12 protein-coding genes are annotated in these 13,107 nt (G+C 71.5%); 7 read left to right on the top strand and 5 right to left on the bottom strand.

Going from position 1 to position 13,107, the window contains the following annotated elements:
• Window positions 1-122: 122 nt before the first annotated feature.
• Both ACIBEI_RS43650 and ACIBEI_RS43655 read left to right on the top strand, forming a co-directional pair.
• The gene (locus tag ACIBEI_RS43650) at window positions 123-1,229 is read left to right on the top strand and encodes an LLM class flavin-dependent oxidoreductase (RefSeq protein WP_398896550.1); all 1,107 of its coding nucleotides are present in this window, start codon (window positions 123-125) and stop codon (window positions 1,227-1,229) included.
• Entirely contained in the window at window positions 1,226-1,861 is a 636-nt protein-coding gene (locus ACIBEI_RS43655; protein ID WP_398896551.1) for an FMN reductase, read from the top strand. Before ACIBEI_RS43650 ends, ACIBEI_RS43655 begins: the two co-directional genes overlap by 4 nt.
• A gap of 594 nt (window positions 1,862-2,455) precedes the next feature.
• Here ACIBEI_RS43655 and ACIBEI_RS43660 read toward each other — a convergent pair.
• Window positions 2,456-3,721, bottom strand: a complete 1,266-nt coding sequence (locus tag ACIBEI_RS43660; protein ID WP_398896552.1) for a glycosyltransferase family 4 protein — start codon at window positions 3,719-3,721, stop codon at window positions 2,456-2,458.
• Between the two features lie 191 nt (window positions 3,722-3,912).
• Between ACIBEI_RS43660 and ACIBEI_RS43665 the strand changes: the two genes are divergently transcribed.
• Both ACIBEI_RS43665 and ACIBEI_RS43670 read left to right on the top strand, forming a co-directional pair.
• On the top strand, window positions 3,913-4,620 hold the full coding sequence (locus ACIBEI_RS43665) for a response regulator transcription factor (RefSeq protein ID WP_055610892.1): 708 nt from the start codon (window positions 3,913-3,915) through the stop codon (window positions 4,618-4,620).
• Window positions 4,621-6,120, top strand: a complete 1,500-nt coding sequence (locus ACIBEI_RS43670) for an ATP-binding protein (RefSeq protein WP_398896553.1) — start codon at window positions 4,621-4,623, stop codon at window positions 6,118-6,120.
• 123 nt (window positions 6,121-6,243) lie between these two features.
• Here ACIBEI_RS43670 and ppk2 read toward each other — a convergent pair whose 3' ends face one another.
• From ppk2 to ACIBEI_RS43685, 3 genes are read right to left on the bottom strand one after another with little or no spacing between them, the layout of a single operon-like run.
• Complete coding sequence (ppk2, locus tag ACIBEI_RS43675; RefSeq protein ID WP_398896555.1) at window positions 6,244-7,137, bottom strand: polyphosphate kinase 2; 894 nt, start codon at window positions 7,135-7,137, stop codon at window positions 6,244-6,246.
• Between the two features lie 18 nt (window positions 7,138-7,155).
• Window positions 7,156-7,389, bottom strand: coding sequence for a hypothetical protein (locus ACIBEI_RS43680; protein WP_398896557.1), 234 nt, complete (start codon window positions 7,387-7,389; stop codon window positions 7,156-7,158).
• A 37-nt stretch (window positions 7,390-7,426) separates the two neighbouring features.
• On the bottom strand, window positions 7,427-8,581 hold the full coding sequence (locus tag ACIBEI_RS43685; RefSeq protein WP_398896558.1) for an anion permease: 1,155 nt from the start codon (window positions 8,579-8,581) through the stop codon (window positions 7,427-7,429).
• A gap of 300 nt (window positions 8,582-8,881) precedes the next feature.
• On the opposite strand from ACIBEI_RS43685, the gene ACIBEI_RS43690 reads away from it, so the two are divergent.
• Together ACIBEI_RS43690 and ACIBEI_RS43695 are read left to right on the top strand one after the other, a co-directional pair.
• Complete coding sequence (locus ACIBEI_RS43690) at window positions 8,882-9,679, top strand: ABC transporter ATP-binding protein (RefSeq protein WP_398896560.1); 798 nt, start codon at window positions 8,882-8,884, stop codon at window positions 9,677-9,679.
• Window positions 9,680-9,683: 4 nt separating this feature from the next.
• Window positions 9,684-10,994, top strand: coding sequence for an FtsX-like permease family protein (locus ACIBEI_RS43695; protein WP_398896561.1), 1,311 nt, complete (start codon window positions 9,684-9,686; stop codon window positions 10,992-10,994).
• A 218-nt stretch (window positions 10,995-11,212) separates the two neighbouring features.
• Here ACIBEI_RS43695 and ACIBEI_RS43700 read toward each other — a convergent pair whose 3' ends face one another.
• A complete protein-coding gene (locus ACIBEI_RS43700) occupies window positions 11,213-11,962 on the bottom strand; it encodes a transglutaminase domain-containing protein (RefSeq protein WP_398896563.1) in 750 nt (249 codons plus the stop codon).
• 234 nt (window positions 11,963-12,196) lie between these two features.
• On the opposite strand from ACIBEI_RS43700, the gene ACIBEI_RS43705 reads away from it, so the two are divergent.
• Window positions 12,197-13,012 (top strand): SAM-dependent methyltransferase, encoded by an 816-nt coding sequence (locus tag ACIBEI_RS43705; RefSeq protein ID WP_398896565.1) that lies wholly within the window; start codon window positions 12,197-12,199, stop codon window positions 13,010-13,012.
• Window positions 13,013-13,107 lie beyond the last annotated feature (95 nt).

Here is a 13,107-nt window from a genome sequence, read left to right on the forward strand (position 1 = left end):
CGGCTCCGGGGATGTCCGGGGCCCGGGATGCCCGGGGTGCCGGAGGCTGGGAATACCGCGCCCGGGTCCATCGTTGGCGGGTATAGTTGAATCGTAAACAACCTGCGGAGGATGAGACAGCCATGCAGTTCGGGATCTTCACCGTCGGCGACGTCACGCCGGACCCCACCACGGGCCGTGCGCCGTCCGAGCACGAGCGGATCAAGGCCATGGTCGCCATCGCGCAGAAGGCCGAGGAAGTCGGGCTCGACGTCTTCGCGACCGGTGAGCACCACAACCCGCCGTTCGTGCCGTCGTCGCCGACCACCATGCTCGGCTGGATCGCCGCGCGCACCGAGAAGCTCATCCTCTCCACCTCCACCACCCTCATCACGACCAACGACCCGGTGAAGATCGCCGAGGACTTCGCGATGCTCCAGCATCTGGCGGACGGGCGCGTGGACCTGATGATGGGGCGCGGCAACACCGGGCCTGTCTATCCCTGGTTCGGGCAGGACATCCGGCAGGGCATCAACCTCGCCGTCGAGAACTACGCGCTGCTGTACCGGCTGTGGCGCGAGGAAGTCGTCGACTGGGAGGGCAAGTTCCGTACGCCGCTGCAGTCGTTCACCTCGACGCCCCGGCCGCTCGACGGGGTACCGCCGTTCGTCTGGCACGGCTCGATCCGCTCGCCCGAGATCGCCGAGCAGGCCGCGTACTACGGCGACGGGTTCTTCCACAACAACATCTTCTGGCCGGCCGACCACACCAAGCGGATGGTCGAGCTGTACCGGTCGCGGTACGCGCACTACGGGCACGGCACGGCGGAGCAGGCGATCGTCGGGCTCGGCGGCCAGGTGTTCATGCGCAGGAACTCGCAGGACGCGGTCCGGGAGTTCCGGCCGTACTTCGACAACGCGCCGGTGTACGGGCACGGGCCGTCGCTTGAGGACTTCACCCAGCAGACCCCGCTGACGGTCGGTTCTCCGGAGCAGGTCATCGAGAAGACGCTGGGTTTCCGGGAGTACGCCGGTGACTACCAGCGTCAGCTGTTCCTCGTGGACCACGCCGGGCTGCCGCTGAAGTCCGTGCTGGAGCAGATCGACATGCTCGGCGAGGAGGTCGTGCCCGTGCTGCGCGAGGAGTTCGCGAAGCGGCGTCCGGCCGGGGTGCCGGAGGCGCCGACGCATGCGTCGCGTGTCGCCGCGGCGGCTGACATCGCTGCCGGCAAGGAGGTGACCTCGTCATGAAGCTCGTCGTCGTCTCCGCGGGGCTGAGTGTCCCGTCGTCCACGCGGCTGCTGGGTGACCGGCTGGCCGGCGCGACCGCCGAGCGCACCTCGGCGGACGTCCAGGTGGTGGAGTTGCGTGACCTCGCGGTCGAGATCGCGCACAACTTCACCAACGGCTTTCCCGGGCCCGCGCTGGGTGCCGCCCTGGAGGCGGTGGCGTCGGCGGACGGGCTGATCGTCGTCACGCCGGTGTTCTCCGCCTCGTACAGCGGTCTGTTCAAGTCCTTCTTCGACGTGCTGGACCCGGACGCGCTGGCCGGGAAGCCGGTGCTGGTCGCGGCGACCGGGGGGTCGGCTCGTCATTCGCTGGTCCTGGAGCACGCGTTGCGGCCGCTGTTCGCGTATCTGCGGGCCGTGATCGTGCCTACCGGGGTCTACGCGGCTTCGGAGGACTGGGGGGCCGAGGGGCTCGTCGAGCGGATCGGGCGGGCCGCGGGGGAGTTGGCGGGGCTGATGAACGGCCTGGCGGCCGGGCGGTCCGGGGCGGTTCCGGTTTCGTTGCCGACGCAGGGTGGGGCGGAGCTTGTGCGGGGTGGTGGGTTCGAGGTGGTTCCGTTCGAGCAGCAGCTCGCCGCGTTGAGGAGCGAGTAGGGCTCGCGTTGTGGTGTAGGGGGCTGTTCGGTTGTGTTTTGGCTGCGGGGCGGTGGGGGCTTGTCGCGCAGTTCCCCGCGCCCCTGGAGGGCGCGCCGATGCCGGGGTCGGCCACGTACGAATGGCCCCGCTCTTCACGGGCCGCGGTCCCTCGTAGCCCCGCTCTTCACGGGCCGTGGCCCCTCCGTAGCCCCGCCCCTCGCGGGCAGCGGTCCCTCGGCTGGAGCCGCAGATGTCACGCGTCCCCCACGAGCCGCCCGCCGTGCTGCTGCGGGGCGGTGGGGGCTTGTCGCGCAGTTCCCCGCGCCCCTGAGGGGCGCGCCGATGGCGGGGTCGGCCACGTACGAATAGCCCCGCCCTTCACGGGCCGCGGTCCCTCGTAGCCCCGCTCTTCACGGGCCGTGGCCCCTCGGCTGGAGCCGCGGATGTCACGCGTCCCCCCCCACGAGCCGCCCGCCGTGCGAAAGCGGGCGGCTCGTGGCACTGGCCCGGGAAGCCGGGCGGGCCGGTGCGGGGGCCGGGTGGTCCTGGGGGACTGGGAACCCATGTGGGCCGCCCGGCGTACTGGATGTGATGCCCGCGGAGGGGCGGGCGTCACGGGCCCGTGGGTCTTGGGCTGTTGACGGGGGGCCGGACGGTTGGTGTGCGGCGGAGGCGGCGGGTCTGGCGGCGGGCCCAGCCCATCGCGCGGACCCGGCCCCGGGTCCAGGCGCGGCGGACGCGGGTGGCCCTGAGTTCCGTGAACAGGGCCTCGTAGCGTTCGACGATCGGGGCGGCGTCGTAGCGGTGGGAACTTCGCAGCGCCGCCTCGCCCATCGCCTGGCGCAGAGGCTCGTCCGTGATCAGGTCGAGCATCGCCTCGGCGAGGGAGCGGGCGTCGCCCACGGGGACGAGGCGGCCGTCGACGCCGTTCGTGATGATCTCGGCGGGGCCCAGCGGGCAGTCCGTGCTGATCACCGGCACTCCGCAGCGCATCGCCTCGACCAGGGTCATCCCGAACGACTCCGCGTCCGACGCCGAGACCACCATCGCCGATCTGGCGAACTCCGCCTCGATCGGCGTGCGCGGTCCCATGAGGCGGGCGTGCCCGGCCAGGCCCAGGCCGTCGATCAGGTGCTGGAGGTGTTCCCGCTCGGGGCCGCCGCCGAAGATCCGCAGCTGCCAGTCGGGTTCCTTCGAGGCGACCGCGGAGAAGGCCTCGATCAGCAGGTCGAAGCGTTTGCCGCGGACCAGGCGGCCGGCCGCGGTGATCACCTTCGTCGTCCCGTCCCGGGTGAGGCCCTGCGGCGCGGGCACCATGTTCGGTACCGCGGCGACCCGTACGCCCGGCAGCGGCATCCGCCGGCGGTACACCTCGGCGTCCGCCTCCGTCGTCGTCACCACCGCGTCCAGCGAGCGGTAGGCGCGGGCCAGGACACCCCGCAGCCGCTTGCTGTGCGAGTCGTGCCGCAGATGCTCCTGGGCGATCCGCAGCGCCCGGCGAGGGGCGAACCGGGCCACGTACACGTTGATGCCGGGCCGCGTGCCGATCACCACGTCCGCGTCGCAGGCCGCCAGGTAGGCGCGGGCGCGCAGGTCGGTGAGCCGGGTGTACTGCCCGTAGCGCTTGTCGGAGGCGGGGAAGTCGACGGCCGGGCGGGTGTAGGACGGGTCGGTGAGGTCCTGGCTGCCGTCCCGTTCGTCCACCAGCGGGACCACCGTGATCCGCGGGTCGACGGTGAACCTCGGCTCGTCCCGGTGCCGCCTCATCGACACGATCTCCACGTCGTGCCGCCCGGCGAGCGCCGCCGCGAGGTTCAGCGTGGTGCGGACGGTCCCCCCGATGGCGTACGCGTTGTGCAGAAGGAACACGATCCTCATGCGCTCGGTGCTCTCCCTACGTTTCATGCGGTGCGCTGCCTCCCCGTCGCGGCGCTCGCCCCCGGCATCGGGGACACAGTGGCGGGGCGAGGTAAGCCACCGGTCCCGGCAGGGTGAGAGCCGGGTAAGAGGCCCGGCCGTACCCCTCTCCAGCAGGTAGTACGTTCCACGGGGCTTGGCAGACTGGTCCCGTGCCCCAGAATCTGCTGCTCGCCGAGGACGACCGCGCGATCCGCCATGCCCTGGAGCGGGCCCTGACCCTGGAGGGATACGCGGTCACGGCGGTCGCCGACGGCGTCGAGGCGCTCGCGCAGGCCCACCGCACCCCACCCGACGTGCTCGTTCTCGATGTGATGATGCCGGGCATCGATGGCCTCCAGGTCTGTCGCGTCCTGCGTGCGGAGGGCAACCGCACCCCGATCCTGATGCTCACCGCACTGGTCGAGACCGCGGATCGCATCGCCGGTCTGGACGCCGGAGCCGACGACTACGTGGTAAAGCCGTTCGACGTCGAGGAGGTCTTCGCCCGGCTCCGGGCCCTGCTCCGGCGTACGGGCGCCCCCGTCGACGTACCCAGTGAACCGCCGCGCATGCCCGACGGCCAGATCGCGGCAGCGGGTCTGCGCATCGATCCGCAGGCCCGTCGCGTGTGGCGGGGCCCGCACGAGGTCGAGCTGACCCGTACCGAGTTCGACCTGCTGGAACTGCTCGTCCGCAACGCGGGCATCGTCCTCGACCACACGACCATCTACGACCGCATCTGGGGCTACGACTTCGGGCCCGGCTCCAAGAACCTCGCCGTGTACGTCGGTTATCTGCGGCGCAAGCTCGACGAGCCGGGCGCGCCCTCCCTGATCCACACGGTGCGCGGTGTGGGGTATGTGCTGAGGGAGGACTGAGTGCGGTCCGGCGGGCCCGGCGGCGCGCGCCTGAGGCGGTGGGTGGCACGGGCCCGGCTGACCTCGCTGCGCACCACCTTCACGGTGTCGTTCGCGGCGGTGGCGGCCGCCGTCACCGTCCTCGTCGGGTTCCTGTCGTACGACGCCGCCGCCCGGCTCGTACGCGTCGACCAGCAGACCGTGTTCGAGGGTGTCGTGCAGGACCTGCTCGACGAGGTGCGCCACAGCGCGCTGACCCCCGCCGACTTCGCCACCGCCGACACCGACGGCGGCCCGCGCGACGAACTGATCAGGCCGAGCGGCACGGTCGTGCAGGTGTTGGGGCCGGACGCGTCGGTCGTCGACCGGGGCCATCCGCCGCTGCCCGTCGGCGCCGACGACAAGCGGACCGCGGCCGCGCGACCCGCCGGTCAACTGGTGGAACACCGTGACGTCGACGTCGGCGACGGCATGTACCGGGTGGCCACCGTCTCGCTCGGCGACGGGCGGGGCGCGGTGCAGATCGCGCAGGAGTTCAGCGACACCGAGGACCTGCTGCGCGAACTCCAGCAGCGGACCGTGCTGCTGGTGGCCGCCGTCGTGATCGCCGCCGGTCTCTTCGGCTGGTGGCTGGCCCGGCGCATCACCTCGCGGCTCGTCCGGCTCGCCGGGGCCGCGGAGGACGTGGCCCGCACCGGGCGGCTCGGCATCCAGGTGCCCGTCGCCGGGTACGACGAGGTGGCGCGGCTCGGCCGCTCGTTCGACCGCATGCTGGGCCGCCTTGCCCAGTCCGAGGAGGACCAGCGGCGCCTCGTCCAGGACGCCGGCCATGAACTCCGTACGCCCCTGACCTCGTTGCGCACCAACATCTCGATGCTCCGCCGGATCGACGAACTGCCGCCCGCCGTCCGCGGGGAACTGGTCGCCGACCTCGCCCAGGAGTCCCGCGAACTCACCGACCTGGTCAACGAGTTGGTCGACCTCGCGGCCGGCCAGTCGGACCGGGAGCCGCTCCAGCGGGTGGCCCTCGCCGACATCGCCGAGGACGTGGCGGTGGCGGCGAGGCGCCGGACGGGCCGGGCCGTCACGGTGCGGGTGTCCGGGGACACGGTGGTCGACGGCCGGCCGGGCGCGCTGCAACGGGCGCTGTCCAACCTCGTCGACAACGCGGCGAAGTTCGACCGGGGCGGGAGCGAGCCGATCGACATCGTGGTCACGGGAATGGGGGCCCCTGGGGCGAGCGCCGGTGCTGGCGTGGGAGCCGCTGTCCGTGTCGAGGTTCTCGACCGTGGGCCCGGTATCGCCGAGGAGGACCTGGAGCGGGTCTTCGACCGCTTCTACCGCGCGCCGGACGCCCGGAGCCTGCCCGGCTCCGGGCTCGGCCTGTCGATCGTCCGCGAGGTGGCGGCCGCCCACGGGGGAGACCCGTTCGCGCGGCGCCGGGAGGGCGGGGGGTCCGCGATCGGGTTCATGGTGGGGAGCGGCGGGAGCGGTAGGAGCGGTGGCGGCGGCGAGGGCTGAGGCGTCCCCGTACGTCCCCGTGTGCCTTCGGACGGCTGCCCGCCACCCCGGAGCCACGCCGGGCGGCCGGCCGGGACCCCTGCGAGAGCCCGGCGCCCGGCCGGGCGTTCCTCCGCGAGCCCCCTACCAGCCCTCCTGCAACTCGTCGTCCTCGCCCGCCTCCAGGAGGGTCGCCGCCGCGCCGACTATCCGGGGGTCCGGTTTTCCGACCACCTCGTCGTCCTTGCCCGTGTAGTCGAAGCGGGCCAGCACGCTGCGCATGGCCTCCACGCGGGCCCGCTTCTTGTCGTTGCTCTTCACCACGGTCCAGGGGGCCTGCTCGGTGTCCGTCTCGCGGAACATGGCGACCTTGGCGGCGGTGTAGTCGTCCCAGAGGTCGAGGGACGCGAGGTCCATCGGGCTGAGCTTCCACTGCCGTACGGGGTCGACCTGCCGGATCGTGAACCGGGTGCGCTGCTCGCCCTGCGACACCGAGAACCAGAACTTCACCAGGTCCACGCCGTCGTCGACGAGCATCCGCTCGAACGCGGGTGCCTGCCGCATGAAGCGCCGGTACTCGTCGCCCGTGCAGAAGCCCATCACCCGCTCCACACCGGCGCGGTTGTACCAGGACCGGTCGAACAGCACTATCTCCCCGGCGGTCGGCAGATGCTCGACGTACCGCTGGAAGTACCACTGTCCCTGCTCGCGCTCCGTCGGCTTCTCCAGGGCCACCACCCGGGCACCGCGCGGATTGAGGTGCTCGGTGAAGCGCTTGATCGTGCCGCCCTTGCCGGCCGCGTCCCGCCCCTCGAAGACGACGACGAGCCGGCGCCCGGTCTCCTTGATCCAGCTCTGCAGCTTCAGCAGCTCGATCTGCTGCAGCCGCTTGTGCCAGTCGTACTCGCCGCGCTCCATGCGCTGTTCGTATGGGTAGTTCTCCCGCCAGGTGTCCACCGCACTGCCGTCGGGGCGGATCAGCACCGGGTCGTCGTGGTCGCTGTAGTCGACGCGCATGTCACTCAGCAGCTCGGTCATCTCTACTCCCCGGGAGGATCAGTGGAACTGCGGAACGATCAGACAGATCCCGTACGCCACCACGCTCGCGCACGCCAGGAAACACAGCCCGGCCACGCCGAGCCCCACCGGGTCGGTGCCTCCGTCGCTCTCACGCGCGGTCTCCGCCCGGGCCAGGCCCAGCACACCGAGGGTGAAGACGACGACCACTCCGACCGTGACTCCGGTACTCACCGCGGCGACCTCGCCGAGGGCGCTCCAGTCCAGCTGCATCGTTCGTACTCTCCTTGCTCTCCCGGGCCGGGGCGGATCAGGCGGCGGTGGAGACCTGCGTCGCGGCCGCGCCGCGGACGCTGACCTCGTGGGTCTCGTTGACGTTGGCCGCGTGCACCGGGCTGCGGCGCGACATGACCACGATGAAGGAGGCGACGGCGAGCGCGAGGAGTGCGATTACCACGATGCCGAAGTTCCCTCCGTGCGTCACCACGCTCGCGGACAGACCGCCGACCAGCGCTGCGGCGGGAAGCGTCACCAGCCACGCCACCACCATCCGCCCCGCCGTGCCCCACCGCACCTCGGCGAGACGCCTGCCCAGGCCCGCGCCGAGGATGCCGCCGGAGCACACCTGGGTGGTCGACAGCGCGAACCCGAGGTGCGCGGAGGTCAGGATCACCGTCGTTGAGGCCGCCTCCGCGGCGAAGCCCTGCGGCGACTTGATGTCGGTCAGCCCCTTGCCCATCGTCCGGATGATCCGCCAGCCGCCGAGATACGTACCGAGGCCTATCGCGATACCGGCCGACGCGATCACCCACAGGGGCGGCCCGGCGTCGTGGCCGAGCGCCCCGGCCGAGATCAGCGTGAGCGTGATGACGCCCATCGTCTTCTGCGCGTCGTTGGTGCCGTGCGCGAGCGAGACCAGGGACGCCGAGGCGATCTGCCCGAGCCGGAATCCCTTGGTCACCGTTTTCTGCCGTGCCCGCGCGGTGATCCGGTACGCCAGGTACGTGGCGATCAGCGCGGCCACACCCGCCACCAGCGGCGAGGCGACCGCCGGGATCAGCACCTTCTCCACGACCTTGTCGAAGTGCACCCCGTGCTCGCCCGCGCCCACCCAGACGGCCCCGATGAGACCGCCGAACAGCGCGTGCGACGAACTCGACGGCAGCCCGAGCAGCCAGGTGGCCAGGTTCCACAGGATCGCGCCGACCAGACCGGCGAAGATCATGCCCGGTGTCACCAGGGTGTCGTCCACGATCCCGCCGGAGATCGTCTTGGCGACCTCGGTGGACAGGAACGCGCCGACGACGTTCAGCACGCCGCTGATCAGGACCGCCGTTCTGGGCCGCAGCGCGCCGGTGGCGATGGAGGTCGCCATCGCGTTCGCCGTGTCGTGGAAGCCGTTGGTGAAGTCGAAGGCGAGGGCCGTGACGATGACGACGGCCACAAGGAACGTGATGTGGTCCATGCCGTCGATGCAAGCAAGTCGAGGCGTACGCGCGGCGAAGCGGAGGCAAAGGGTACGCATGCGTGTGGTCATGCCCCCCACAAGTCCGCTGTTCCGGGCGGTGCGGAGCCCGGAATTGCCTCCAGGACCGGGGTTTGCCTGCGGCGGGACCGGGATTTCCCTCCCGGACAGGTGTCGCTGAGTACACCCCCCGATACGGGTTCTGCGCCCAATGTGCCCGCCCCGCCTTCTCCGTAGCGTCTTCGGCAGGGCACAGGAAGTGCCCGACAGGGGGGCACGGACGGTGCCCGACGGAGGCTGATGACGATGTTTCGCCGAACCGACCGACGCAACCACGAGCACGGCACGGGCCCCGCCGCGGAGGCACTGCGGCTGGTGAAGGTCACCAAGACCTACGGGGGCGAGGAGAACGCGGTGACCGCCCTGGACGGGGTGACGCTCGCCCTGCCGCGCGGCACGTTCACCGCGGTGATGGGCCCCTCGGGCTCCGGCAAGTCCACGCTGCTGCAGTGCGCGGCCGGCCTCGACCGGCCCGACAGCGGCATCGTCGTGGTCGACGGCGCCGAGATGACCGGCGGCACCGAGGCCGAGCTGACGAAGTTCCGGCGCAACCGGATCGGCTTCGTCTTCCAGCAGTACAACCTGCTGGACACCCTCACCGTCGCCCAGAACACGATCCTGCCGCTCAAGCTCGCCCGCCGCCGCGTCAACCGGGCCCGGGTGGAGGAGATCCTCACCGCCGTCGGCCTCGGCGACCGCCTCGGCCACCGGCCCGACCAGCTCTCCGGCGGCCAGCGCCAGCGCGTCGCCATCGCCCGCGCGCTGGTCACCGAGCCGAGCGTGATCTTCGCCGACGAACCGACCGGCGCCCTCGACACCCGCAGCGCGCGGGACGTCCTGCGGCTCCTCCAGGAGGCGGTACGGGTCCACGGCCGTACGGTCGTCATGGTGACCCACGACCCGGTGGCGGCCTCGTACGCCGACTCGGTGCTGTTCCTCGCGGACGGCAGGCTCGCCGGTGAGATGCACCGGCCGACCGTGGACGCGGTGGCCGAGCGCCTCGCGCACCTCGGCGACGACGTGATGGCGGGGGTGTGACGACATGTTCGCTCTGGCCCTGCGCTCCATCCGCCGGCGCCCCGGTCGTTTCGGCGCGACGCTGCTGTCCGCCTTCCTGGGCGCGGCGATCATCATGACCTTCAACTCGATGCACGACACGGCGGGCGCGAAGGGCGTCGACTCCACCAGCGCCGAGACCCTCTCCACCGCTGCGGGTGTCGTCGGCGGCTACGGCACCCTCCTGGTGTTCTTCGCCGTCGCCTCCACCCTGACGGTGAACGTCCGTCAGCGCTCCGCCGAGATCGAGCTGTTGCGCTGCTCCGGCGCGACCCCCGCACAGATCAAGCGGATGGTCGTGGGGGAGTCGGTGGCCGTTGCCCTGGTGGGCGCGCTGCTCGCGATCGGTCCCGCGATGCTCGGCGGACGGCTGCTGCTCGACCTCTTCCAGGACAGCGGGCAGGTCGCCGAGTCCGTCGACTACACCTTCGGGACCGTCGCGCTGCTCTCGGGCATCGACATCACGGTCCTCGCGGCGGCGGGCGCGGCGTTCCTCGCGGTGCGCCGGGCCACCCGGAAGACCGGACCCCGGGACAGGCGACGGACGTTCTTCATCCGCGCCTCCCTGGTCCTCGGAGGCCTGTCGGCCTGCTCCACCTTCGCGTTCTCCTCGACCGACGCCGCGCTGATGGCACCGCCCGCGTACGGCGCGATCCTGCTCGCGGTCGGCTTCGCGCTGCTCTCGCCGAAGCTGCTCAAGACTCTGCTCGACCGGCTTCCGCCGACGGGCCCGAGCGGCTACCTCGCCGTACGCACCATGCGGGAGCGTGCCGCGCAGCTGTCCGGGGTCCTCATGCCGCTGATCCTCTTTACCGGCATGGCGACGGCGACCCTCTACATGCAGGCCGTCGAGAACGACGCGATCGACGCCTCCGGAGCCCCGAAGTCCATCGACGCCAAGAACCTCGAGACCCTGAACCTCGTGGTCGTCGGCATCATCGTGGTCTTCGCCTGCATCATGCTGATCAACTCGCTGTACGCGGCGACGACTTACCGGCGCCGGGAGTTCGGCCAGCAGCGGCTGGCCGGGGCGACGCCCGGCCAGGTCCTCGGCATGATCGGCATCGAGTCCCTGATCCTCACGGTGACGGGTGTCTTCTTCGGCACGGCGGCCGGGCTCGCCGGGATCATCCCCTTCACGATGGTCCGCACGGACTCTGTCCTTCCGGACGAAGGACTGGGGATCTGGTTCGGGATCGTGGGGGTCGCGGGGGCGGCGGTGTTCGTGACCAGCCTGGTGACGGCCCGACGGGCGCTGCGGACGCCGGCGGTCGGAGCGGTTTCGCTTGTCGCTTGAACTGGGGCGTGCTCGGTGGGTGCGGGTAGTTGTGCGGGTGCGGGTGGGTGGGGGTTGATCGCGCAGTTCCCCGCGCCCCTAAAAAGCAAGGGCTACCGCCCCCCTAAAGACGAAAGGCCGGGGCGGTAGCCCTGGTCTTTGTCTTTGGGGGCGCGGGGAACTGCGCGACCAGCCCCCACCCACCCGCACCCGAAGAACCACAGATCCAGCCGAACCATTCAGGAGCCCGCGCTCCACCGACCCAGCACCGGCTCAGTCACCGTGCGTGCGGCGAGGCACAACGTCTGGCCGTGCTGCGTGAACAGGGCGTCCCGGGAGTCGAAGTGGCCGAGGTCCACCTGGACCTGGGCCGACAGATCGCAGCCCCCACCAAGGGCGCCGCAGGCCGTCGTACCGCCCCAGTCGACCGTCGTACGGGCCACGGCGTCGAAGAGGGTCTCGCCGCCCCGGTTGGTGAACGCGCCGTCGCCGCCGGCCTTCCCGAACAGCTCGCCGATCGGCACCCAGGCCCCCTCCAGCCGGAACTCGGGCCAGGCCAGCAGCACCTGCTCGGGCACCAGCGGCTTCAGCCGGGGGAACCGCGGGTACCAGAAGACGCCGTCGACGAGCAGGCCCTGAACCCGCGTGCGGATGCCCACGGCACGGGCGACCGCCTCAAGGACAGCCATCCGCTGACTGCACGAACCGCGTCCCAGCCGTAGAGTCGTCGAGACCCGCCGCCGGTCCTCCACGGAGTACACCGGCCGGATCTCCCGCGCGACGATCCCGTGCGCCACGCGCAGCGTCTCGGATGCGGAGGCCCGCCCCCGGACCCGGTTCACCAGGGCAGTGACCCTCGGATCCGTCCAGTCCAGGATCTCGGTGGCCCGCGTCGAACCCCGTACCTCCGGTGGCCGGGCCACCCGCCGTACGTCCGACCGTGCGGCGCGTCCGGCGCTCCGGTACGGCATCAGCAACCGGCTGGTCATGGTCGCCCACCCCCGCATCTCTCCACGACTTCCGCCATCATCACACGCCCCCTCCGGCCGGTCCGGAGCGGTGGCGCGCGGCCGTGCGTCCGCCCCGCGCGGGGCCGCGGTACCAGGGTCGGCGCGCGAAGTGCGAAAAGCCGTACGTATCTTGGAGGTTGGACCTTGATCGGTGAATCTTGAACCTTATGTTTGTGCGTGTCCGTACACGCCTTGGATGAGAAGACGGTGCCCATGACCGACCACGAGAGCTCGACCGGCCCGGCGGCGAGGCAGAGAATCGACACCTCCGTGCCGCACTCGGCCCGGATCTGGAACTACTGGCTGGGCGGCAAGGACAACTACCCCGTGGACGAGGCGGCCGGCGACGCGTACACCGCCGTCTTCCCCGGCATCGTGACCATCGCCCGCAGCAGCCGCGCCTTCCTCGGCCGCAGCATCCGTCATCTGGTGGAGGAGGCGGGCGTCCGGCAGTTCCTGGACGTCGGTACGGGCCTGCCGACCGTCGACAACACCCACGAGGTCGCCCAGCGCATCGCGCCGGAGTCCAGGATCGTCTACGTCGACAACGACCCGCTGGTCCTCGCCCACGCGCGCGTCCTGCTGACCTCCTCGAAGGAGGGGGCCACCGACTACGTGGACTCCAGCCTCTACGAGCCGGACCTCATCCTGGCGGAGGCCGCCCGGACCCTGGACCTCTCCCGCCCGACCGCCCTGATCCTCAGCGGCATCCTCGGCCACGTCGGCGACTACGACCAGGCCCGCACCCTCGTACGGACCCTCGTGGACGGCCTCCCGTCGGGCAGCTACCTGTGCATCAACGACGGCTCCCGCGGCACCGACCCGGCGTATGAGGCGGCCCAGGACGGCTACAACGAGACCGGCGCGGTTCCGTACTTCCTCCGTCCCGTCTCCCAGATCGAGGCGTTCTTCGAGGGCCTCGAACTCGTCGAGCCCGGGGTCGTCTCGGTCCCGCTGTGGCACCCGGAGAAGTCGGACTCCGCCCCGACGCCGATCGGCCAGCACGGGGGACTGGGCCGCAAGCCCTGACCCGACGGTTTCTGGAACGCCCGGGGGGGCCGGGGGGGGGGGGCCCCCCCGCGGGGGGCGGGGGGGGGGCGGCGGGGGGGGGCGAGCGAGGGGGA

Origin of the sequence: Streptomyces sp. NPDC050988 (assembly GCF_044456225.1) — a bacterium.
Lineage (GTDB): Bacteria > Actinomycetota > Actinomycetes > Streptomycetales > Streptomycetaceae > Streptomyces.